Source organism: Leptothoe spongobia TAU-MAC 1115 (genome assembly GCF_018739885.1).
GTDB lineage: Bacteria > Cyanobacteriota > Cyanobacteriia > Phormidesmidales > Phormidesmidaceae > Leptothoe > Leptothoe spongobia.
In genome coordinates this window covers 19,986-43,954 of the sequence record NZ_JADOES010000029.1, presented here as the reverse complement: position 1 = coordinate 43,954, position 23,969 = coordinate 19,986, and the positions used below count along the sequence as shown (strand labels likewise).

Here is a 23,969-nt window from a genome sequence, read left to right as displayed (position 1 = left end):
TCATAATTGAGACCATCATTATACAGATGATATTCTCTGCGTTTTAGCTTTTTAACAGGTGAGATACTTTAAATGACTTCGTCAGCAATACTAACAAAACAACTGCTAAGGCAATTACCACAACAACTGCCACAACAACCTCTTCTAAAGAGGAAAAAGCAATTCGAGCCTTTACACTACGAGCAAGCTATGAATAGCAGACATACTTGCCTGCTGTGCTCCAGTATTTTACTTCGTCATATCTGTTCAAATAGGCTTTACTGGCGCTGCCGTCATTGCTACCAGAACATGCCAGTCTTAGAGAACTACATAATATCCACTGCTTAGGTAAGATGGTTATGGATACCAGCACTCGATTTCGGTAAAGCCAGTACAGAAATAATGGTAATCCGTATCGAGCTAGATGAGCGTAAGAAATTGACATTAACAGATCATTCGTTTGAGCTCTATAGCATCGTTTTCTTTGGAATTATTCTGTTCCGGTATTTTCTGGTGGCAGGACTGACCTACGGGTTCTTTTACTCCCCCTTTAGTCAATCTTTTATTAATCATAAGTTGCGCCATCAGCCTCCCTCTTGGACTTCGATTCAGCGCGACATCAGGCTTTCTGTGCTCTCGGCGGGTGTGTTTGCACTGGCGGGATCCTTTGTTCTCTTAGGATACAGCTTGGGTCTTACTCAGCTGTATAGTGACCCTCAACACTATGGTTTGTGGTACTTGGGAATAAGCTATGGGGGCGTATTAATCCTGCAAGACACTTACTTTTACTTTACCCATCGGTTGTTTCATCACCCGTTACTCTTTCCCTGGTTTCATCAAGGACATCATCGATCGCGTTATCCCACCCCTTGGACGTCTTTTGCCTTTGATCCCCTAGAGGCAATTGTGCAGTCTCTCCTTTTAGTCGGCATTATCTTTGTCATTCCGCTGCATTTTGTTACGTTATTTGCAGTCCTGATCACGATGACAGTGTGGGCGGTTGTCAACCATCTTGGCCTCGACCGATTGCCAGTGTTATTTCCTCACCATTGGCTGGGTCGATGGGTGATTGGACCTGCTCATCATTCCATTCATCATCGCAAATACACCCTGCATTACGGGCTCTATTTCACATTCTGGGACAAACTACTGGGTACTGACGCTCCTGACTATGAACAGATGTTTGTGGATAAACTGTAGTGAAGTGAAAAACTTGAAAAGACAATGGGTGAGCGCGCGACCTAACTGCAGAATCGTGAGCCTGTCCAATGATTGCCTTGATCATCGATGATCGTGTTTTTAGGCTACTCTCTTTTCTGGCATAGGCTGTCATCTATTCGCAAAACCAAACAACTAAGACAGTCAAAACGAATGAGTATTTGTAACAAATTGGTGCATTTTGATGCAAATCATACAACTCAAACATTTGCATAGACATTATTTTAATCCCGTTAATGTCAGGATTGGCCATGACCAGGTGTTGATCTGCAGCGAGGTAAATCCTATGGCTTATTTGTATTCTTCTTTATTAACTGATTTACCAGTTAACAGCGAGAATCAGATTCTTTGTTATTACATCAATGACACGGATAGGACTCAAATTCTTCGGTTAATGAGTAGTATAAGGTGCCATTTTGAACGCAGTGTCTTCTCTAAAGAACGCATTTTATTTACAGCTTTCCCAAAAGCTCATCTAGAGATACATGTATCCTTAATTAATCACAGACGTTCACTCCAAATTGATTGTCAATCATTGCGTATTAGTACGCTATTCGAACCTTGCCAAATTGCTGAGCTAAAGTCTCTAAGTCAAGGCTTATAAAACTGACGACCTAGAGATTCATAGGGGTAATCCGATTAGTCGAATTCTATCTGATAAGATTCCTTGTCATCGTTTAGTAGATCAGCCGCAGATGTGCCTGTCCCAACAAGACTCATCTCTTTATCCAGTAACGCCTTAAATTCTAATAAGTGTGCAGCATAATCTAACACCAAGACGGTTGACTGGCTCACTGGTGGCTTTGATCATCATGTTGCTTTGGCTAAGCAGTCTGGAATTCCTCGCATTGATCGATATTAGGCAGTTATCACTCCTATGGTTTTTGCCGGCCATCTTAGGACGAACGTTTCTCCAGACGGGATTATTCATTGTGGCCCATGACGCCATTCACGGAGCCGTACTTCCAGGTAGTCTCCGATTAAATTACTGGTTTGGACAACTAGCCGTCACACTATACGCATTTCTGTCTTACCAGAAGCTTTCACTTAATCATTGGCAACACCATCGCCATCCTGGTCAAGCGAGTGATCCAGACTTTCATGATGGCATTCATCGTAATATCTTTGCCTGGTATCTAAAATTCATGCAAAGTTATCTGGATGTCAAACAAAGTGTTTCCCTGTTTTTTGGGATAGGAATTCTCTTTCTAACCCTTCATGTTGGGTTTCATATCCCCGTTGTCAATCTACTTTTGTTTTGGATACTGCCCATCTTCCTTAGCTCAATACAGCTATTCTTCTTTGGGATTTTCTTGCCGCATCGTTTGTGTAGTGAAAGTTTCGCCGGATCAGGTGATATTGAAAATTCTCATTGCTCCACTAGTAGCTATTACCCTATTATTTGGTCATTTATAACCTGCTATCATCTTGGATATCATTGGGAGCACCATGAGTATCCCTATCTCCCTTGGTATAAACTGCCGTTCGTTCAAAAAAGTAAACAGCATAAATTTAGGGAAATGAGGCAATTTCTGACAAAAAAGTGTCGATAGACTCAGGTTGTTCGAAGACAACATGGGAACTGTTGTCTCCGAACATAATATTTAGGCAGGTTTTTCTAAAAGATTGGTTCCATCGCTATGGGCATCAAAAATACTCCATTCCTTTATGCCTCGCTCGTTGAGTAAGATCATCTCCGCTCGCATTACTTCGTCACTTTTACCCTCAACGATGATTAGATAGTCACCCTGGGCAAGGCGATCGCTATAGACCTTTGCCTGATTTCCCGGAATACCCAGCCCTGAAAATGCGCCAATAACCCCTCCAGAGACGGCTCCTATACCACCACCTGCAAAGGTTATTGCTAGAGTCTCTACAATGGTACCAGCCGCCATTATTGTTCCAATCCCTGGAATTGTTAACTCTGAGACACTTACCAACAGCCCTGCTAAAAATCCAAAAACAGTTCCCGTCAATGAACCAATCCCTACTCCTTTAGCAACTTCATGCCCAGGCCTCTTTCTTAGGTTGGTTCCCTGTTGTGGCTTGCTATTTTCATCTTTGGCGATTACGGTTACTTTATCCATAGGCAACCCGGAATCTTTCAGTTCGCTGAGGGCAAACTCCATATCTTGCTTCGTAGCAAATACGCCAATCCCACGGCGATAGTTACCGATTGTCATGATTTTCTCCTTATTGCATGTCATTGCTTTCTAAACTACGTGGGTTCAAAGGATGACATCACGATTTTTTTAAGACTTGTTGTGTCTATAGTTAGTGTAGTTAGGAAATATGAGGAATTTATGAAGCCGTCAGGTGTTGAACGTCAGGGAACGATAACCGGGTCGGGGCTCGATTAGAGGAAAAGGTGACGGTTTGAACAATGAGCCAACCGTTTAGCGCAGCTGCCTTAAGCCAGTCCCAGCCAATGCGAAAATAGCTCTTGACTCGAAATCAATGGGTATCGAATGGATAGTTTCTAATTACGTGTCTGAAAACATGACTCTAAACATTGATCAAATAGCGTTCTTTCTTTTTGTGGCTGCAATTGTGGCGATGTTAGCAAGGTTGATCAAGATTCCCTACACAATCGGGTTAGTTATTGCGGGAGTTGGAATCTCATTTATACCTTTCTCTAATCCTCTTGAGCTATCCAGAGAACTTATCTTCTTAATTTTTCTGCCTGCTTTAATATTTGAAGCCACGCTTTATATCCGCTGGAAAGAATTGCAGAAAGATTTTTGGGTCGTTATCACCTTAGTAACAATGGGCGTATTGCTGTCAGCTGGAGTTACCGCCGCAGGCATGCACTATTTAGTAGGCTGGGAATGGAAAATCGCCATAGTCTTCGGTATTCTGATTACTGCAACTGATCCGGTTTCGGTAATTGCTACTTTTAAGGAGACGGGGGTTCAGGGAAGATTGAAGCTATTAGTAGAAGCTGAAAGTTTATTTAATGACAGTACTGCTGCCGTATGTTTTGGAATAGCTGTTACCTTAGCAATGGGTCAGAGTATTAGTTTTTCTAGTACAGTAAGCACATTAATAGCTTCCATTGGTGGCGGTATCTTATGCGGCATCGTGGTTGCAAGCACTCTGTTATTATTATCAGGGCAGACAGAGGATCCCTTAGTCGAAATTACCTTTACAACTGTGGCAGCCTATGGTTCATTTCTCTTAGCAGAACACTTTCATTGTTCAGGAGTATTGGCAACGGTCACAGCAGGACTAATGATTGGCAATTTAGGCTCTCTCGGCTCTATTTCAGATGAAGGAAGAGAATCAGTCGAAGCTTTCTGGGAATATGCAGCTTTCATAGCCAATTCGCTTATTTTTATCTTAATTGGAATTCAAGAATCTCACGAAAATTTTGGTTACTTTCTATTGCCAATCTTAGTTGCTATTAGCGTTGTTATTGTTGGACGAGCTTTTGCAATTTATCCGCTATGTGCAATCTTCACTCTATCTGAATTGCGAGTTAAAATCACTCATCAACATGCTTTATTTTGGGGCGGATTGCGCGGTGCTCTAGCCCTTGCCTTAGCTCTGGGGCTACCCCTTGATATGCCACGTCGATCTGAAATTATCACGGTTACCTTTGGAGTTGTTGCCTTTTCTGTATTTGTACAAGGACTAACCATGAAGCCCATGCTACGATTTTTGGAAGAAATTCCAACCTTGGAAGAAAACAAGCGCTCGATCTAGTCAAACCTGAAATAGAATATCGGTTTCAATAAATTGAAGGGAGTATCTGTGTGATCACTGAAGATCTGCCGACAAACCTTACAGAAAAATATGTAATACTTGAGGTTAGGTTGAAGTTGTAAGATCGAACTGCGAGTTGAGCGACAGAGTGTGAAAAGCCCATTGAAGGTATGCGGGCCAAGGATAAAAGGCATCCCCCTGGCTCACCCGTAAGATAGCACAGGCTTAATTTTGGATACTAGGCATAGATTGGCGACAATGGCTACAACGCCAATCTATGCCTTCTGATGTAACATGGCGAAGCAAAACATTCGAGCAACAAGGACATATATTTCGATTCACCCTAGTTTTTTCCATGGTTACTGATGACGGCGTGCCATGCCTTATTAGGTTACTCCTAAGAAACATACCCAGCAGTTTCAGGTTTAGGAACGAGGTCGAAACCTAATGATTGGGCTTTTCGCTGTAACTGGTTCAGCATCCGAGCACGATACTTTTGCTCGTACGTGTCAACGCCTGGGTCAACATAAGCCTCTCCCTTTGAGCAAACATGGTAGAAGATGCGAGCAATTTTATGAGCAGTTGCAGTGATGGCTTTGGGTCCCCCTAATCGAGCTTTCATCCGCCGATAAAAAGCACCCAGAGCGGATTGACTTCGAGAAAGTGTTTGGGCAGCCATACGGAAAGCATTGGCAGCGCGATTAACGACTCGTCGGGTTTTCGAACTTTTGACTTTGCCACCAGTAATGCGGCCACCTGGACAAAGTCCCAACCAAGAGACAAAGTTCATCCGCACCAAATAATCAACTAAAATTCAGCCACAGAATAGGCATTTCAGGCATGCCAATGAATATCAGCTAGAACAAAAAGGCGTTGTTTTTAGAGAGTCCTGATGCAAGAAACTTTGCAAAGAATCTCAAGACTAACAAAGGTAAGTCATTTTGAGCTCTCACCCAACGTAAAGTAAAACTTCGTCAACTAAGAGAGCACCTTTCGATACTGTTGGGCCATCAATATAAGCCTGATTATGAGTCCGCCCAAAAGCTATCACGTTGTTTACAGCTACACTGATCCATCGGAGCGACGGATAACAATATGGCGCGACATCACAATGACAACCGCTGCAATTAAGGCTAAAGGAGAATCTGATTTTATAGACGGCATCAAAGAAATTGTCATGGAACATTCTCTTCGGCCAAGACCTAATAATAAGTGCAATATAGTAGTTCATAGCTTTTCAGAGCTGCCTTGGTAAAAACCTTACTATGCTCACAACAAGGAAGGTTGAGACTATTTAATGGGAGCTATTGAAGGCAGTAGTCACTTGGATTGACTCGTTGTCTTAAAGTGGCTTACTTAATTTCCATTGAGCACGACATGCTTGTAGGGAAGCAACGAATATGAGCTAAGGTTTCATCTTCAATCACCTCCCCCCGGATTTTGAGGCTTTCAACGATATCATTGATTTTAATAATGTTGACCTATGAGTCAATTTAAGACAGATTATAAGCAGGACAAGAGCGATGAGGGCCTACGACATGTAGTCCAGCGGCTTGTCCGTAACATTGAGCGGGATGCCCTCGTGATCGAAACACTAGATCTATTGAGCTCACAACTCAATATTGATCGCGTTGCCCTCTACTACTTCTACGGCCAATGGATAAGTCTTATCGCTGATACTAAAAGAGTTCAGGCATTTCTACCTGAACTCTTTTAGTTAGTCCAGCCTCTACAACCAAATGACTAAAAATGACGTGACGTCAAGATTTAGTAACTACGAGAAGAGAAAATCTGTTACCAACTTTTGCGACCGCCACTGCAATTTTCAAGGGGCTTAGCTTTATTGACCTTTAGATCATGCCCCATCCACTCTGCACCATCGAGTGCTTCAATGGCCGCCGCTTCCCCAGACTCTGTACTCATTTCCATAAAAGCGAAGCCTCGCATGCGATCGGTTTCACGATCCGTGGGGAGATGAACACTCTTGACCGTTCCATGCGCTACGCATGCAGTTGTTAGATCCTCGTCTCTAATTCTAATTCAATACCAGCACCCAATCAGGTCACTGATATTTCTTTTTGCTTGCACTAGAGAGCTTTGTTTTTAGCGGGGTTATTGCTTCGTAGAACAACTTTAGAGAGTCTTATCTAATATAGAGAAATTCCTCAGGTAGATCGTTCTCGATGCTATTGTGCTTTAAAGCTTTAATCGACGGCTAAACCACTTAATAAGTCATGATTGGAATCGTTCAGTCAAGCCTCAATCACCTCACGACGCCGTGATTTCATCCATAAACCAAGGAAATTTGATGGTTATGTAAGAAGACGATAGGATTATCCGTCAAAGGATCCTGTGGGCATCCATCGGATTATAGTAGACCCATAGAAGAACGATTTATTGGATTCCCTTTGGGTTGGGATAGGCTGGTGTGGGCGAGCCAGAATTAGATAGTTGGATGATGGCATCCATCATGAGCTGTGGCAAGAAACGATGGAACCAGAGAATCAGGTGACTTTGCCAGCCAACGGTAATTTCTGAATTACGAGATTTAAGACCGGTCATTAGGCCTTGAGCGACCTGTTCGGTGCTAAGGGGTAGCACCCAGCGGAATACGTTAAACTCCCTTACCATGTCAGTGTCTGTAAGCGATGGTAGCAACGCAACGACTCGAACGTTATGGGGGGCTAGTTCGTGGCGTAGGGCTTGGGTAAAGCCCACGATGGCAAATTTTGTGGCTGAATAGGTGGCCATGGTAGGAGCAGCGACTTTACCCATGAGACTAGAGACGTTAACAATGGTCCCCTGACGGCGAGCAGCCATACGACGTCCCACCAGCCAGGTAACAAGGTACAATCCCATCAAATTGGTGGATAGTTCGGCATGTGCCTGCCTCAAGGGTGTTTTGAGAAAATTGGACTGATAGGCAATACCGGCACAGTTGACTAACAGGTCAAACGGACCATAATCTTTCCATGCTTGGGCGACAATAATATTGACGGCAGTTGACTCGGTGAGGTCAACGGACAAGGGAATAGCCTGAGCCCCATACTGGCGAATTTCTGTTGCCACTTCCTGCAATTTCTGAAGATTACGGGCGATTAGCAAGATATAGCTAACCCCCTGTTTGGCAAGCTCGATTGCGATCGCACGGCCAATACCACGCGAGGCTCCGGTGACCAGAGCTGTCTTTCCTTGCATATTCTTCATGGTAAAAATCTCCGAAGACACCTGAGGCCAAGCCTTAGCAACAAGACAGAGCAACCCCAGGACTGTACTGATGTCAAAGTATTATTAGGGTGGAAATGTCAAGGCAGTCGCTTAGGGATGGGGCACACGCATACTCACTGGATCAGTCTCAATTGCCTGGGTGAATAATGCTATAGCCGTTTATCCAAAAATGACTGTTGACTAAATTCTCAATAATGGAGCGCTGTAAGTACCTATTTTCCTTCTGATTGGGTACTACTCAATAGAGGCTCAAAGCTTTGTAACGTGGATGATTTGGAGTTTTAATTTAGTATGCGTTTGCCCTGCTGAGGTATGCTGCAATCTTCTGGATATAAAACGTTGCTGATCCTTGATATGAAGTATTTTCGGCCTATTGATAAACTGCGATAAGAACAGTTACAATCATTCTCCAAATCAGCGATGGAACAGGTGAATTGCGAATTAGGCATGATACATGGGTGATCATTTCAAACTGCATCACAAACAATTCATGGACAACAGCCTAGCAACTAGAAACATCGCTTGCACCATTTCTTTGACAAGAGTATGAAATTTCAGAAAATATTTTCAGGATATTTTGCTTGAATGCCTTTTTGAAAAAGGGCTTCCGATATTTCTTTTGGTTGAAAAAAAACTTTGGAAAATCGTACTAAGTGGACCAGTGGGGACATTGGAATAGAAATCTATGGTTATGAATGTCAAGTATTCCTCAAAGCCTTTCTATACAGGACTCTTAAGTTAGAGAGCATCAATGAAATAGGTTCCATTGAGCACGACATGCTTGTAGGGAAGTAACGAAATATGAGCTAAGATTTCATCTTTAATCACCTCCCTCTGGACTCTGTAAAATCGTATGCACTTCGGACTCTTTGCCATTTCTGGATTCTACGGTGACGACGAACTGATGGGGCCCGTATCTAAATCCCAGTGTTTCAATGTCAAGGCGGATGAGTCAGGTAGTAGATTCTGTAGAAGGTCAATGATGGGATGCACGCAAAGGCCAATCCCTATCTACGCTTTGCTATCCAATTTGGACACCCAAAATGACTAAGAGCCTGAAGAGCCTGAAGTTATAAGAATATGCAGGAGAGAACTTTTGAGTGAGAGGCTACGCTGTTTCAAAGGTGGTTTTTAAAGAGGAAACTGTACGTCGCTATACACGAGAGCAAGAGGAAAATGACGCAGTGATCGGTTCTAATCCGAGAGGTTAGTATAGGTCGCCCACCATTGGGATAGCCCCATTCATCAATTTACCCACTCCAAGGCCATGAACAAACATGGCCCTATTTTCTCTAATGCACCCTGACTCGTCTGGTCAAAATGGCCATCACTTCGTTGGGACGTCCAGTTGCTAACGGACGGCTCCAATCGTTTGGTTCTGCGTAGTTAAGCTTGAATAGCAGGGCGATGGTATTTTGCACCGATGTCAAACTGCCCAGCAACATGAGCCTGACATCTTCATACTGATATTCCGGCAATGCTCCACTGGCAGGCGGATCTGTAGGCACCCCTGTACCCTGGCTATTATCGATAAACATAGACTCTGATCTCCAGATAAACGACGAGAAGGAAACCAGAGCCATAAATTAGCCACCCCGTGCATAGGTGCAATCCGGGGTGGCATCAGGTACATTAAACCTGCGCTCCCAGGTTGTTCGCGCAACTCGGGGGTGAAGTCACCAGCATAGTGTTCGCGCACTTGCTGGTGGCGCTAAATTATGGACTCTGTAGTAAGGCCTTGAACAGGCTAAGGCTTAGATTAGCTAGAACGACTGACTGAGTCAAGGGGCAATTTGATAGGCAAGCTTAGATTTTTATAGGAGCTAAAATCCAATTAAATCAGTAGTTTTGAGACTTATGCTGATCAATTAACGAGATGGAACTGGTTAGCACCCTTATTTAGCAACTTTATGCTGACACCTTTAGATAGATCATAGGATAGAAACTATCAGGACTGCTGAGGGTTCCTTTGGGTTGTCATAGCTGCAAGAACCTTCAACCACATCTGCCGCTTTTTGGAATTGACCAACAACGTTTAGGAGTAGCGTCATGCTTCTCTTTGTTAGTAAACGTCAGGCAACAGAATGTTTGAATATGAGTGGTTCCACACTCAAGCGTTATCGTCGCAGTGGAGAGTGGATTGAGGGTCTCCACTGGTTACGGATCAACAGTCGTTGCATTCGCTACAATCTTGAACTGCTAAAGGACTGGTTGCATAACCGAGAAGATCCTGTAGCTCACGGACGGGCAATTGCAATAGATAGGTAATTTTATGGAACAGCTTCAATTGGCAAGACAAGTAGCTATTGGCTTAGGTGGAGCCATTACAAGTAATGATGTGGGTTTCATTACCTGTTTCAGTAGTACTGATACGGCACAATCGTATACAGATTATGTGAACGAGGACTTAGAGGAGCTTACTGCAGAACAACAGGAGCGTTGCGTTGTTGTTGTTACGATAGAGAGTCTCATGTAGACGTTTACGCCTACCTCCGAAACTTCGTACTGAAATCTGCGCCTGCCCCGAACAATAGAGCAGGGCTAGCCATATAACCTTGTTCCTGGAATGATATTGCTTCCTATCCTACAATTAGTCATATTATAAATTCTTGTTTCTATTAAGGTGGAGGAGGTATTGTTTGCAACGATTAAAGACATTGATCACCACTGACATTATGGCAGGGATAATTATCCTTATCAGTGGTTTGATCAGACTCATTCAATATGGATTTAATCGTTCGCTATGGGGCGATGAGGCCAGCTTAGCGGTGAATCTTGTTAATCGTTCCTATGGTGAGCTGTTACGACCCCTGGACTACAACCAGGGTGCCCCCATTGGGTTTCTGTGGGTCGAAAAGTTAGCGACTCAGCTTTTTGGCAATAACGAGTATAGCCTGCGGTTATTTCCGTTATTGGGTGGCCTGGCGATGTTACTCCTGATGTATGTTGCAGTCCGTCGTTACACGAAGGGACCGGCGGTACTTGTTGCCCTGGTCCTGGTGGGCTTTTTGCCATCGTTTATTTATTTTTCGACTGAGGTTAAACAGTATTCGACGGATGCAGCCCTGACCCTAGGTTGTCTGTTACTTGCCCAACAAACTGAAACTAAATGCTCTTCTGGTCGTCAATCAGTGGTTTTGGCCTTACTGGGATCTGTTGCAGTTTGGTTTTCTCATACAGCTGTGTTTGCTTTGGCAGGAGCAGCGGTGGGCTCGTTGCTCAAGACATGGTGGGTTCAAAAGGGATTTAGGTTCAGCAGCGCCTTAATCAAAAGGCTACTTGTTTATTTGAGCTGGCTCGTTAGCTTTGGGCTGTTTTATCTGATCTCTCTCCAGGATCTAGGAGCCAATCAGCTGCTCAAGTCATCCTGGCAGGGGAGGGGGGCTTTTCCAAACCCAGATGACAATTGGATCGAGACATTCGTATGGTTGCTGGATCGACTGGGACGGTCATTTTATTCACCGTTAGGGTTTGCCAGTCCATGGGATGGAGTTGCGATCGCATTCTTTCTAATCGGCTGCTTTTCCCTATACCGACGACGAGAGCTGTGGGTGGTTCTGTCACCCATTTTGTTCGCCTTGTTTGCCGCCTGCATTGGAAAATATCCTTTTTCGGGTCGTTTAATTTTCTTTTTGATGCCCCTGTTGATTGTAGGAATTGCCCTTGGAGTAGACCAGTTAATCAAAACACGAAATGTCTATGTGCGTTTCATTAGCATCAGTCTGGCAGCTTTACTCATTTTTCAGCCACTGCAGAAGTCTTTACCACAGCTGTATACCCCGCATCTAAGAGAAGAAATACGTCCGGTCATTGAATATATCCAAACCCATTGGCAAGAGAACGATAAACTGTACATCTACCAGCGAGGGAATCTGCAGTTTTTGTTTTATACCGATCGCTATGGTTATAGGCCAGATGACTATATTCTCGGCATTGGTCATTTAGACAACTATGATGGCAGAGGAGTATCGGCCCAAGAACGTGAGCGATATTTACGCGACCTTGACCAGCTGCGAGGCAACCCACGGGTTTGGGTACTGTTTTCCCATGCTTCGATAGATGAGGAAAATGATCTTGTGTTGGGCTATCTAAATTGTTTAGGTAAATTGTCGGACAGTTACCAGGATATAGGCGCTTTTGTCAATCTTTATGACCTCAGCGAAGAGAATCGTCAATGCCTTATATAGATTAACGTTACGCTAGCGGCTAGCGTAACGCATCGTCCTGAAATCGTTAACCAATCACCTGCAGAAAACTTGGCCGTTGGTTGATTGATTCCCACCAGGATTTGAGTTTCGGGGTTTCACCTGTCACCTTATCTATTTCCGGGGTCTTGGACAAATAAAGCATCACGGGCATTAAGTACAAATCTGCCAGGGTAATCATGTTCCCCAACAGGTAAGGATTACAAGTGGCGATCGCTTCAATTGCACCTAGTGCTGTTTGGATTTTGGGCACGGCGGCCTGAATCGCGGCTTCATCAGGCTGGCCTCCCTGACTTGGAACAATTAAGCGTTGAATTGTAATCACGCTAATGGATGGACTGTAGAGGTAGTTGTCGACAATCGACATAATTTGACGCATCCTGGCCTGGCCCATGGGTTCGTCAGGAGTGAAAGCATGATTCCCAACAACTGCATCCAGGTACTCAACAATGGCACGAGTTTCATAAAGAATTTCCCCATCCACTTCTAGAGCTGGAACTTTGCCAAAGGGATGTTTTGCCAAATATTCTTGACTCCGATCACTGAAAATATCAACTGGTTGCAAATCGTAGGAGGTATTCGTTTCAGTCAGGATCATCCGAACGGTACGAACATAGGTGCTAATAGCTGGACCATAGAGAGTAATTTGAGTCATGGCATTTTTGGAAGAATAATTAGCGTCTGTAACTTACTGTAAACAGTGATCACGGTTAAACTACGTCCAAGTTGAAACCTGTAGCTTCGCCCACGGTAAAACGACCATTCTGGACGTGGACAAGGTTTATATAAGAAATCAGAGGAAGAGCAGGTCCTGTTCTACAAGCATCCATGACTGCTTACAAATAAGGTCGTGAAACATTAGTGCATTCAATACGCTAAATTTTAGCTGGTTTCACAACTCAATCCCATGAAAGTCTTGATATATGGCCGTTTTGAAATCTTTTGTATTGTTTTGCATAAAAACCGATCGAATCGTACGAGTTATCTGGAAACAGGCCGATAATTTTGAAAAGGTTTGACTGGATACTCGTATTGCATTTCACCAAGATCGCTTATGGAATCGCGCTTTAAGCAACTTATCCTGGCTCTCCAGGGACAGCCATCAGGGGGAGATGAAGGCATCTTCTCTGAGTTGGTGGATATGATGATGCGATCGCGAAAAGTAGGTCGTCCCCCCCGAGGTCAACCCCTCGCCGGTATCTATAAGGAAATTTGCGATCGCATCCGCCACCAGCTCACCCAGCTACTCCAGGACTGCATCGACAAAGGACTGCTAAAACCTGACCCCACCTGGGGTTATCAGCTCCGCACCCAGGCTACCCAAGCGGCCCTGACCGACCCCCTACTCAAGGACCTCGCCCTCGAAGCCCAGGGCCAGCCCAACCCCAGCAGTCTACGGCAACATGCCCTACTCCAGCTGGTGGAAGCCATCCGTGTCTGTGGTCGTCTGGCCCGGCCCCACCGCGCCAAGTTCACACCGTCGTTTTACACCCTACTGTACGAGGAGGCCGTCAACCGCACCCTAGTCTACGTCTGCCAAAAGATCGACACCTATGACCCCAACCGGGGCCAGTCCCGCAAGTTTATGAACTGGGTGAATTTTCGCCTGGACCGCATGGTAATTGAGTGTCGTCGTCAGTTTAGCGATCGCGACACCCAGGAACTACCCAATCTCAATGATCTGGAGCGCCTGTCCCAGCCAGAACCTCAATCCTCCCTCGCCAACGATGTCCGAGACTACATCGCCAACGACCCTGAGGATGTGTTCAAATCTACCCACATTCGCAAGCGTCCCGACGCCAACTTTCAGGCTATTGCCCTGGCCCGATTTGCGGACCAAAGCTGGGATGAGATTTCTAACCAGTTGGATATCAAAATTCCGACCCTGAGCAGTTTCTTTCAACGCTGCTGCGATAAGTTTTCAGACCAATTTCAGGAATTGCTTTAAATCTTTCAATTTCCTGGCTGGTGGGCACTGCCCACCCTACGGTCTTTCCCCTTCCTCCTCCTCCTTCCCCTTTCCCCTTCCCCACTGTCCAGCAAAAGAGACCAGCCATGAACACCTCCCTTTCTGACTTTACGGTTACCCTGACATTAGAACCGCATCACCAGGCGGAACAATTTCGACAACATCAAACATCACCGCAAAAGGCCAAACAGGTCTATCTCAATACCCTGGCGATTTATGCCACGCGATTTTACCTGGAGTGTCTGGGGTATGAGCCCGATCTATCGGCTAGTGATGGTCTAAACCCCGTGCAGCAAATGTTGTTGGGGACATCGGCCCTGGCAGTGAAAGACTATGGCCAGCTGGAATGTTGTCCTGTGGTGGGCGGGGAAATGGAGTTTGCGATCGCGCCCGAACTTCACCAGGACCGGATTGGCTATGTCGCCGTCCACATTGACGATAGTCTGCGCACAGCCACCCTGTTGGGCTTTGTAACCAAGGCCGCTGACCGGGTCTCTCTCTCTCAACTACAACCCATGGAAACTCTTTCCGGACTGCTGACGCCCAGTCTCGTGCAACAAGCCAGCGAGGGGATTACCCAGCTGAACGACTGGTTACAAGACCTGGCCGATGACGCCTGGCAAACCTTAGATAGCTTTGTAAATCCAGCCACCCTGGCCTTTAGAAACCAAACAACTGAATCCACTGAAAGCATCATCGCTCGCAGCAAACGCATTAGCCTCAACGAATACGACATTATCCTCGCCGTTGGCCTATTGCCCCTTTCAGAGTCCCAAACCGAAATCCAGGTTCAGGTTTACTCTGGACAAGCACAAACCTATCTTCCTACTCAGCTAAAACTGAGTGTTCTAGATGCAGACAACCAGGAGGTTATGCAGGCCGAATCTAGGGCTACGGAAGCCATCCAGCTAAAATTCATCGGTAATCCCGGCGAACAATTTAGCCTCAAACTAGCTCTCGGCAACGCCAGCGTTGCCGAGAGATTCGTGATTTAGAACCATGACAGAGAAACTCGTCACCCTAAAACTAGAAGGAGATCTGGAATCCAACGGCTTTCATGTTCTCCTGGAGATCGGCGAAGACGGCTCCCGCCCTGATATCGAGGCGATTGGCTCTTTACCCCCCAATCCCGCTCTGCTGCAACAGCTGCATAAGTGGCAAGACAGCTATCGCTTGCTAGATACCCCGTCGCGCATCCAGCCTGTGGAGATTACCTATGTGGGGTCGCTACATACGGTTGAGACCTGTCAGCAAGAGGCCATTAATCTGGGCAATCAGCTTAAAACCTGGCTGTTATCCGACCCATTTACCCCCATCGATCAGCCCCTACGGGAAGAACTCAGTCCCACAGACACTGTACGGCTAGTCATTCGTACTACTAATCCCCACCTACAACATTTACCCTGGCATCTGTGGGATGTAATCGACCGCTATCCCCAAATTGAAATTGCCCTGGGTACCCCCACCCTCAAGCGCCTAGAAGATCGCCCCGTCCGTCACTCAACCGTCAAGATTCTCGCCATTTTAGGCGACAGTAACGGCATTGATGTAGCCGCCGATCGTCAGCTCCTAGAGGCGATTCCCGGTGCAGATGTGACATTTTTGGTCGAACCCCAGCGACAACGGATCACGGAGCAGCTGTGGGAACAGCCCTGGGATTTACTCTTTTTTGCGGGCCATGGACGCACCGAGGCCGGAGCAGGCAAAATTTTTATTAACCCCCAGGAAAGTCTCACCCTGGAAGAACTTAAGTACGGTCTGCGTGAGGCTGTGAGACAGGGACTGCAGTTAGCTATTTTTAATGCCTGTGATGGTCTGGGCTTGGCCAATGCATTGGCTCCCCTAGGATTGCCGCAAATGATCCTGATGCGAGAACCCATTCCCGACCGGGTGGCCCAGACCTTTTTAAAGTACTTTTTAGACGCCTATGTGACCGGCGAATCGCTCTATCTATCAGCTCGACAGGCCAGAGAGCGACTGCAGGGTCTCGAAGATCGCTTTCCCTGCGCCAGCTGGCTACCGATCATTTTCCAGGTGAATCCGGTCCTGCCTAAACGTTGGTCTCAGTTGATAACGGTACCGGAGACCACCACCGCCCAGCGTCCCATTCTGAGGCCACAGGTGGGTGGGCTACCGATCAAATCCCTATTGGCCATCAGTGCGGTGGTCACGGCCAGTGTAGGTATTCTCCGCTGGACCGGTATCTTGCAACGGTCAGAACTAGCCGCCTACGATCAGCTGATGCGGCAGCAGCCTGCGCAAATGGTCGATCAGCGCGTCCTCCTGGTGGAAGCTACCAAGGAAGACGTCAACACCTACGGCTATCCTCTGCCCGATCAGGTGCTGGCCCAGGCCATCGATCAGCTCAGTCCCCATCAACCACGGGTGATTGGCCTCGACATTTTCCGTCCTGAGGTAGCGCCGTCGACCACCCTGGGGCAACGGTTTCAGGAGAATAACGTGGTGGCTTTATGCCGCTTTGGCCTGGCCGGTGGCGGTAACCAGGAGGGGATTGCGCCACCACCACAGCTGCCCGCCACCCAGGTGGGATTTAGCAATGTGGTGATTGACCCGGATGGCATTTTGCGACGGCAGTTGTTGTTTGCCCAGCCAGATACCAACAGCCTTTGCAGTAGCCACACCTCCCTGGCCATGCTAATTGCCCTGCATTATCTAGATGCCATGGGGATTCAGCTGGAAACGATAGACGAGCAGCATCTGCGTCTGGGGGCGGCCAACCTCACCCCGGTTGAAACTCACAGCGGTGGATACCAGGGACTTGATGCTCGGGGGTTCCAAATATTGTTGCGGTATGGCCGTGGGCAGGTGGCTGACCGGATTACCCTCTCCCAGCTACTGGCCGGTGAGGCAGCGTTGGAAAATCTGGACAACCATGCGGTGCTGATTGGCATGAGTGACCCCAACTCCAATCCTACGGATTATTTTCTCACTCCCATTGGGGCCGGGCAGTGGCCCCAGGAAACGATCCCCGGTATCGATTTCCATGCCCAGACCATCCAGCATCTGGTGGCCGCCGCCCTGGACGAACAACGGTTGTTAAAGCCCCCACCCCTATGGGTCGATTGGCTATGGATTGCAGGGTGGTCTTTAATCGGCTGTGGGCTAACGTTTAAACGACGGGGATGGCTGATTTGGCTATTGAGCCTGGGGATGGCCACACTGGCGCTGTACGGTATCAGTTGGTGGCTGTTTTTGGTGGGTCTATGGGTACCGTTGGTGCCCAGTGCGATGGCCCTGGGGGGGGGAAGTGGTGGTGCGATCGCAAAAGCCCTCATCCATCAGCCCGACCCGGTCCCAGTAGAATGACCCACGGCCATTCCTGAAAGATCACTGCAGCCCACGTAGTTACAAGTCATACGAGGAGGGAATCTACCCATGTCTCGACGGTCGTATCTCACTAAATCATTTTCTCAAACACTGCTCATTAGTTCTGTTACTATCCTCAGCACGGTGGTCAGTCTGGGGCTGCCGGGACTGGCCCTGCAATACAATCCCCCCAACCGTGGAGCACCGGCAAATACCCGAGATGCAGGCAGCCGCAATGGTTTCTGTGGTGGCTTGACCGCTGTGCAACCCACCCAAACCAATTGGGGAGCGACCTTACTAGCACGCCCCACCTTTGGTATTTATGTGGCTGAAGTCGCAACAAAGGCCACATTCACCCTCAAATATGAGGGCAGCGATGAGATTCTTTACACGGCTAATTTTGGTGAGATAGAAGGACCGGGAATTAGTCTATATACCCTGCCGGACGATGCCCCCGCTCTAGAAGCCGGACAATGGTATCGCTGGGAAGTGAGTCTGGAGTGCGAGCAGTTTAATACGGCACTGATGCAGAATCAATCCACTAAACAGGTGGGTGGGGTGATTGTGCGGCAGGTGGCTGACGATGCGTTGCAGACAGCCTTGACCCATGCCACAGCCGATGAGAAACCAAATCTGTTAGCCGTGCATGGTCTATGGTACGACGCTGTCCACGCTCTCTTGCTGCAACGTTTGAAACACCCTGATGCAGAGAGTTGGCAGGATGCCTGGCAGGCCCTATTAGTTCATCCCATGGTCTTGCTAGAGGATCTACAAGCAGCGATGCCCATCGAATGTTGCTTGCTTGCCGACTGTCCAACAGCGGACCCATTTGCCCTATCTGAATCCCAGTAGTTTTCTTTTTTGTCGTCTCTTCCTGAATGGAGACCTGTTACCATGCTGTCAGTTGCCCTCCTTGCAGTCAGTCTTTCCCCCACAACTCTTTCCAGTGAGCTGTTGGTTGAACCAAAGAGTTTATCCTCAGATATTCAACTCCCTGGGGCTCAACCATCGTTGCCCCAACCTGGGTTTAGCGATGGACAACAGGCTGAGGTTTTAATTGCCCAGGCGATTACACCAGCGAATGTGGATACAATTGTTGCCCCCACCGGTAATCAAATCGACATCACAGGTGGAGCCGTCTCTGGGGATGGGGCAAATTTATTCCACAGCTTTATCGAATTTGGTCTGAGTGAGGACCAGATCGCCAACTTTATCACTAACCCAGAAATTGAGACTGTTCTGGGGAATGTGACGGGGGGGAATGTCTCCTTTATTGATGGATTGCTCCAGGTCAGCGGCAGTGATGCCAATTTATATCTGATTAATCCAGCAGGCATTATCTTGGGTAACCATGCCGCTCTGAATCTCAACGGCGATTTTACAGCTACCACCGCTGACCGGATTGGCTTTGGTGCAAACTGGCTGGATGTGCTGTCTGCCGAAGACTATTCGCTCTTGTTGGGGACTCCTAACCAGTTTGATTTCACCGCCGAGCAGCCGGGCACCATTTTGAACTTGGGCACATTGGAGGTGGATACAGGCCAAAGTCTCACATTGCTGGGGGGAGAGGTGGTTAATGGGGGAACTCTCCTAGCACCCGAGGGTGAGATTACCCTGTTAGCAGTCACTGGAGCCAGTCGCGTCCGCATCAATCCAGACAACAATTTACTGGGGCTGGAAATTTCTCCCCTAGCGATGGCAGAAGACGCCCAAGCACTGACCCCGCTGAGTTTGCCAGAGTTACTGACAGGCGGCTCAGTGGTCTCTGATGGACTGACTGGCGAACTGACGTTGGTGACCGCCCCCGATGGCACTGTCAATATCCAGACAGCGTCTACCACAGTGCCCTTGTTGCCAGGCAGTACGGTGGTGGCTGGACAGGTCAGTACAACCGGAGAACAAGGGGGACAAATTGCCCTTTTGGGTGAGCGGTTATCACTCATTGGTACAGGGGTGGATGCCTCCGGTAATCTGGGTGGAGGTACAGTGCGGATTGGGGGAGATTACCAAGGTGGAGGGACTATTCCTAATGCTCTCACTACTCTGGTGGATAAAGATTCAACTATCTCGGCAGATGCTATTCAGGTTGGTGAGGGCGGTACCATCATCACCTGGAGCAATAATTTAACTACTATAGATGGTTTTCTTTCTGCTCAGGGTGGTCAACAATCGGGAAATGGCGGTTTGATTGAAACCTCCGGAGCAATCCTCAGTGTTACTCAGACTCCGAATGCAAGTGCGGTTAATGGGAAGGGGGGACTCTGGTTAATTGATCCCATCGACATTACCATCATCCCTGGCAATATTGGTTTACCAGGCTCCAGTATAGTAGGTGTGGAGAATATCAATGGTGCCCTTGGTAATGGAACCAATGTCACGCTCACAACTGGTAATACTGGCTCTGATGCTGGCAATATTACCCAACAGGTCGGAGCTACCATTATAAAAAGAGATGGACCAGTTGCCACCCTGCGGTTAGAAGCTGCTAACGATATTGTTTTGAATGATAGTATTCTCGATCAATCAGGAATAGGCAGCCTGAACATTGAACTTGTTGCGGACTTGGATAACAGTGGTAATGGCAGAGTATTGGCTAGCCCAGACACCCAGATAGATACCAATGGTGGGGCTGTCAGCGTTTCTGGAGCAGGGGTACAACTGGCGGATATTGATACCTCTAGCGGAGCCGCTGCGGGTGGTCAAGTTGACGTGACATCAGAGGGTGATATTGTCTTTGAGTCGATTAACACCAGCAGCTTCGTTACTAGTTTTCCTGGCAGCGCTGGCAATGTAAACTTGCTTGCCAATGGCACGGTTAGGGGGACAGAAACAGTAGCGTTTAGTCCTGATACCACTATTTTGGCAGTTGGAGGAGGAGGTAACGGCACTGTCCAGATTCAACACGATGGTGGCCCCAACAATGTACCGTTTGAGATTGGTGATGCTTCGGAAAATGGCACGGCAGGAGACATTGTATCTGTGGGTACGCTCACTGCTACCAATCCGCCAACCATCACTTCTCCCGTTTTACCCAATGGGGGTATCGACACTGACAACATCGATCCGGCAACGGGGGTGACGATCACCTCGATCAATACGCCCCCCACCCTCGCCGCTGACTCTCAGCTATCGGATAGTATCGTTAACCAGGCCGTCAGCTTTACCCTGGCCGACCTAAATCCGGCAGTGACCGATATTAACAACGACAATACGACATTGCAGGTGACCTCCGTCCCCAATGGCACCCTCCTGCTCAATGGTGTTGCTGTCCAACCAGGGGATGCGGTGTCTCCTACGGACACCCTCCAGTTTATTCCCACCACCGATGCCAGCGGCCAGCTCACAGCCTTGACCGTGCAGGCCACCGACGGTGTGTCCACATCGGAGCCTGTGGCGATCAACATCAATGTGAGAGATTCGGATACGTTGGTACCAATAGATCCTACCCTGGGTGTGGCCGAACGGTTACCACTACAGGTAGTGACTCCTGAAGAAAACGTCTTTTTACAAGGCGTGTCCCTGGCCCAATCACCTCAGTTAGAAGAGTTAGCTGTCATGGGGGCTGTGTTGCCAGAACCTCCCTTACAAATTGTTGCCGCGAATTCTATCTTCACGGGCGGTTTTCCGGGGCCTAGCTTGGGCAGTTTTCAAGCCCCTTCCGATAGCACTGAGTATTACCAAATCAATGGGGGGATTTTCCCGGATCCAGGCATCCAGGTAGATCCTGGTGGTCCCGATGTGCCTGACCCCAGCACCCCCGTGCCGCCAACAGCACTGCCCCCTGATCCTGGCCAGCAGCCCGATGTACCCGGCAGTGCCGACCAACCCGATGTGCCGGAACAAGTGGCATTGGCCCCAGAGAATGAGCTGGAACTGTCTCCCGCTGATGACGTTATGAGCGAGGGATTAAAGAACTGTCAGGCCCAGGCTGAAACGGTGAAGGCTACTCCAAGCCGCGATCGCACTGAAACCGTCTACACTGGTCTGATCAACTGCCATAAACAAAATCTCGCCACGGCCACCGCCCAGGAGAATTCCCCCTGGATTACCTATGCCCTCAATAATCTAGGGGTATCTCACTTTGTGATTGGCGATTACCTAACGGCCCTGGACTTCCATGAACAACAGCTTGAAAAAGCAAAACAACTGGGGGACACCACCCAGGAAGGTATTGCCCTGGGTGGCATCGGGGCCGTATACGGCGCATTAGGAGACTATGGCACCGCCATCGACTACTACCAGCGCAGTTTAGACTTACTGTCTATTGAAACCGCACCCCAGTGGAAAGCCCTTACCTATCGCAATTTAGGTAATGCTTACTTTGCGCAAAAAGAGTATGACCGGGCGGCTGAACAACAGCTACAGAGCCTGGATATTTCTCGGGCGGTGAATGACGCCTATGGTGAAATGCAGGCCTATGGCAACCTGGGTCATACGCGGTCGATCCAGGGGAATTTTGAGGGGGCCATTACCGCCTATGAGCGAGGCCTGACCCTGGCCACCGATCTCAGCGACGATTTGGAAACCACCCAACTGTTGTTGGGCTTAAGTACCACCTATGCCTATCAGCAAGCCTATGATCAGGCCTATGGCTACGCTGAGCAAAGTTGGATGATCGCGCGGGACTTGGGAGCCAAGCTGGGCGAAGGCATTGCCCTCACCAACATGGGCAATTCGCTACTATATCTCGACCGCTTGTCCGAGGCAGAACAGGTACTGCTCAACGCCATTTCTATCTGGGAATCCCTCCGGGCGGGCCTGGGCACCAACGATGCCTTTAAGGTCTCGATCTTTGAAACTCAGCTGGCGGCCTATCGCAACCTGGAAGAAGTGTTAGTCACCCAAAATAAACTGGAAACGGCCCTGGAAATTTCTGAGCGGGGACGGGCCAGGGCCTTTGTGGAGCTGATTGCCAGGGGCGAGGTGAACCCCAACCAGTCTGGACCGGTGACACCGCCCTCCATCGAGCAGATGAAGCAGATCGCCCAGACCCAAAATTCCACCCTGGTGGAATACACCATCATTCGAGAACAGGTGGCCGATGCCCCCCATGGTGCGTCGGTGCAAACGGCCATTGAGCCAGAGGATGTGCAGCTCTATATCTGGGTGGTGCAGCCTACCGGCCAGGTCAACCTACGGCAGATTGCTCTGAAGTCAGAGTTGCAACCCAAGGGAACCACATTGGTCAAGTTGGTGGAAACCAGTCGCGATCGCAGCGGCATCCGAGGCGCACTCACCCCTGCCACAGGTGAAACTAGCCGGTCCCTCGCCATTCGCCCCGGCGATCAAGTCCGTCGTCAGGGGGATCCTCCCAATGCCGTCCCCTATAACGTTATCGCTATCGACCCCAGAGCCGATACCGTCACCCTCAGCCATCCAGAGTTTGATTTACCCAATCCGGTAGTGCCCCTGACCGAAGTCGCCAAGATCAATACCTCCGCCTTTGCCCCTGTGCTCAAGAAACGCCAGCACTGGCAGGATCTGCACCAGCTGCTGATCGACCCCATTGCCGATCTGCTGCCCAGCGACCCCAATGCGCGGGTGGTGTTTATTCCCCAAGAACAGCTTTTCCTGGTGCCCTTTCCTGCCCTCCAGGCTGAGGATGGCAGCTATCTAATCGAACATCACACTATTCTGACAGCCCCCGCCATTCAGGTGCTTGGCCTCACTAACCCAAACAATGCCCCCTCCGGTCCCCCTCTGGTGGTGGGTAACCCCAGCCCCATGCCCACCGATAGCCTCCAGACGCTGCCCCATGCCGGTACCGAAGCCAACGGCATTGCCGAAGTGCTAGCCACCCAGCCGCTGATTGGCAATGCGGCCACAGAAACCACCATCAAGCAACAGCTGTCCACTGCATCGCTGATTCACTTAGCCACCCATGGCTTCTTTAACGAATCCAATCCATTGCAAGGTTCCCTGGCCCTGGCTCCCACTAGTGACCAGGATGGCTTCCTGACCGCCGAAGAAATTCTCACCCAGTCTCTGCAGGCTGACTTAGTTGTCCTCAGTGCCTGTGACACTGGACGCGGGAAAATCACTGGAGATGGTGTGATTGGCCTATCGCGCTCCTTTTTGGCTGCCGGAGCCAATAATGTCATGGTTTCCCTGTGGCAGGTGCCCGACAATGCCACCGCTGAGCTGATGATTGAGTTCTATCGCCAACGTCAGCATCTAGACAATGCCCAAGCGCTGCGTCAGGCCATGTTGGCTACCCGTCAAACGTACGAAGATCCTATAGCTTGGGCCGCATTCACCCTGATTGGGGCCGTAGAAACTAACCCATTATAGATTCGTCCATTAAAGACAGCTTTGCCCACATCCATCTAGCCCCCTGT

The 23,969-nt window shown here is 48.4% G+C and carries 18 protein-coding genes and 1 pseudogene; 13 read left to right on the top strand and 6 right to left on the bottom strand.

Annotated features, from left to right (window positions below):
• Positions 1 to 381: 381 nt before the first annotated feature.
• The 3 genes from IXB50_RS14390 (at position 382) to IXB50_RS22810 (ending at position 2,750) form a co-directional block, all read left to right on the top strand.
• The gene (locus IXB50_RS14390) at positions 382 to 1,179 is read left to right on the top strand and encodes a sterol desaturase family protein (protein ID WP_215609675.1); all 798 of its coding nucleotides are present in this window, start codon (positions 382 to 384) and stop codon (positions 1,177 to 1,179) included.
• A 202-nt stretch (positions 1,180 to 1,381) separates the two neighbouring features.
• Positions 1,382 to 1,801 carry a DUF1830 domain-containing protein gene (locus IXB50_RS22815; protein ID WP_407658807.1) on the top strand — a complete coding sequence of 140 codons (420 nt, stop codon included), beginning with the start codon at positions 1,382 to 1,384 and terminating at the stop codon, positions 1,799 to 1,801.
• Positions 1,802 to 2,009: 208 nt separating this feature from the next.
• Entirely contained in the window at positions 2,010 to 2,750 is a 741-nt protein-coding gene (locus IXB50_RS22810) for a fatty acid desaturase (RefSeq protein ID WP_215609692.1), read from the top strand.
• Between the two features lie 51 nt (positions 2,751 to 2,801).
• On the opposite strand, the gene IXB50_RS14375 is transcribed toward IXB50_RS22810, so the two are convergent.
• A complete protein-coding gene (locus tag IXB50_RS14375) occupies positions 2,802 to 3,380 on the bottom strand; it encodes a hypothetical protein (protein ID WP_215609673.1) in 579 nt (192 codons plus the stop codon).
• A 316-nt stretch (positions 3,381 to 3,696) separates the two neighbouring features.
• Here IXB50_RS14375 and IXB50_RS14370 point away from each other — a divergent pair, with 316 nt between their 5' ends.
• Positions 3,697 to 4,902, top strand: a complete 1,206-nt coding sequence (locus IXB50_RS14370; RefSeq protein WP_215609672.1) for a cation:proton antiporter — start codon at positions 3,697 to 3,699, stop codon at positions 4,900 to 4,902.
• Positions 4,903 to 5,299: 397 nt separating this feature from the next.
• Here IXB50_RS14370 and IXB50_RS14365 read toward each other — a convergent pair.
• Positions 5,300 to 5,689, bottom strand: a pseudogene (locus IXB50_RS14365) (transposase); the annotation flags it as partial.
• A gap of 696 nt (positions 5,690 to 6,385) precedes the next feature.
• Between IXB50_RS14365 and IXB50_RS14360 the strand changes: the two are divergent.
• Positions 6,386 to 6,619 carry a hypothetical protein gene (locus tag IXB50_RS14360; protein ID WP_215609670.1) on the top strand — a complete coding sequence of 78 codons (234 nt, stop codon included), beginning with the start codon at positions 6,386 to 6,388 and terminating at the stop codon, positions 6,617 to 6,619.
• A 77-nt stretch (positions 6,620 to 6,696) separates the two neighbouring features.
• Here the strand turns inward: IXB50_RS14360 and IXB50_RS14355 are convergent, their stop codons facing one another.
• From IXB50_RS14355 to IXB50_RS14345, 3 genes are all read right to left on the bottom strand, one after another.
• Positions 6,697 to 6,942: an RNA recognition motif domain-containing protein gene (locus IXB50_RS14355; protein WP_215609691.1), complete on the bottom strand. Its 246-nt coding sequence runs from the start codon at positions 6,940 to 6,942 to the stop codon at positions 6,697 to 6,699.
• Between the two features lie 354 nt (positions 6,943 to 7,296).
• Entirely contained in the window at positions 7,297 to 8,109 is an 813-nt protein-coding gene (locus IXB50_RS14350) for an SDR family NAD(P)-dependent oxidoreductase (protein ID WP_215609669.1), read from the bottom strand.
• Between the two features lie 1,313 nt (positions 8,110 to 9,422).
• Positions 9,423 to 9,668, bottom strand: a complete 246-nt coding sequence (locus tag IXB50_RS14345) for a hypothetical protein (protein ID WP_215609668.1) — start codon at positions 9,666 to 9,668, stop codon at positions 9,423 to 9,425.
• A 511-nt stretch (positions 9,669 to 10,179) separates the two neighbouring features.
• Here IXB50_RS14345 and IXB50_RS14340 point away from each other — a divergent pair.
• The 3 genes from IXB50_RS14340 (at position 10,180) to IXB50_RS14330 (ending at position 12,317) form a co-directional block, all read left to right on the top strand.
• Positions 10,180 to 10,398, top strand: a complete 219-nt coding sequence (locus IXB50_RS14340; protein WP_215609667.1) for an excisionase family protein — start codon at positions 10,180 to 10,182, stop codon at positions 10,396 to 10,398.
• A 4-nt stretch (positions 10,399 to 10,402) separates the two neighbouring features.
• On the top strand, positions 10,403 to 10,606 hold the full coding sequence (locus tag IXB50_RS14335; RefSeq protein WP_215609666.1) for a hypothetical protein: 204 nt from the start codon (positions 10,403 to 10,405) through the stop codon (positions 10,604 to 10,606).
• A gap of 163 nt (positions 10,607 to 10,769) precedes the next feature.
• Entirely contained in the window at positions 10,770 to 12,317 is a 1,548-nt protein-coding gene (locus IXB50_RS14330; protein ID WP_215609665.1) for a glycosyltransferase family 39 protein, read from the top strand.
• Between the two features lie 46 nt (positions 12,318 to 12,363).
• Here the strand turns inward: IXB50_RS14330 and IXB50_RS14325 are convergent, their stop codons facing one another.
• Positions 12,364 to 12,990, bottom strand: coding sequence for a glutathione S-transferase family protein (locus IXB50_RS14325; protein WP_215609664.1), 627 nt, complete (start codon positions 12,988 to 12,990; stop codon positions 12,364 to 12,366).
• A 399-nt stretch (positions 12,991 to 13,389) separates the two neighbouring features.
• On the opposite strand from IXB50_RS14325, the gene IXB50_RS14320 reads away from it, so the two are divergent.
• From IXB50_RS14320 to IXB50_RS14300, 5 genes are all read left to right on the top strand, one after another.
• Complete coding sequence (locus IXB50_RS14320) at positions 13,390 to 14,283, top strand: hypothetical protein (protein WP_215609663.1); 894 nt, start codon at positions 13,390 to 13,392, stop codon at positions 14,281 to 14,283.
• 107 nt (positions 14,284 to 14,390) lie between these two features.
• Entirely contained in the window at positions 14,391 to 15,299 is a 909-nt protein-coding gene (locus tag IXB50_RS14315; protein WP_215609662.1) for a DUF1822 family protein, read from the top strand.
• Positions 15,300 to 15,303: 4 nt separating this feature from the next.
• Positions 15,304 to 17,631: a CHASE2 domain-containing protein gene (locus IXB50_RS14310; protein ID WP_215609661.1), complete on the top strand. Its 2,328-nt coding sequence runs from the start codon at positions 15,304 to 15,306 to the stop codon at positions 17,629 to 17,631.
• A 69-nt stretch (positions 17,632 to 17,700) separates the two neighbouring features.
• The gene (locus IXB50_RS14305; protein WP_215609660.1) at positions 17,701 to 18,483 is read left to right on the top strand and encodes a DUF928 domain-containing protein; all 783 of its coding nucleotides are present in this window, start codon (positions 17,701 to 17,703) and stop codon (positions 18,481 to 18,483) included.
• A gap of 42 nt (positions 18,484 to 18,525) precedes the next feature.
• Positions 18,526 to 23,922 carry a CHAT domain-containing protein gene (locus IXB50_RS14300; RefSeq protein WP_215609659.1) on the top strand — a complete coding sequence of 1,799 codons (5,397 nt, stop codon included), beginning with the start codon at positions 18,526 to 18,528 and terminating at the stop codon, positions 23,920 to 23,922.
• Positions 23,923 to 23,969 lie beyond the last annotated feature (47 nt).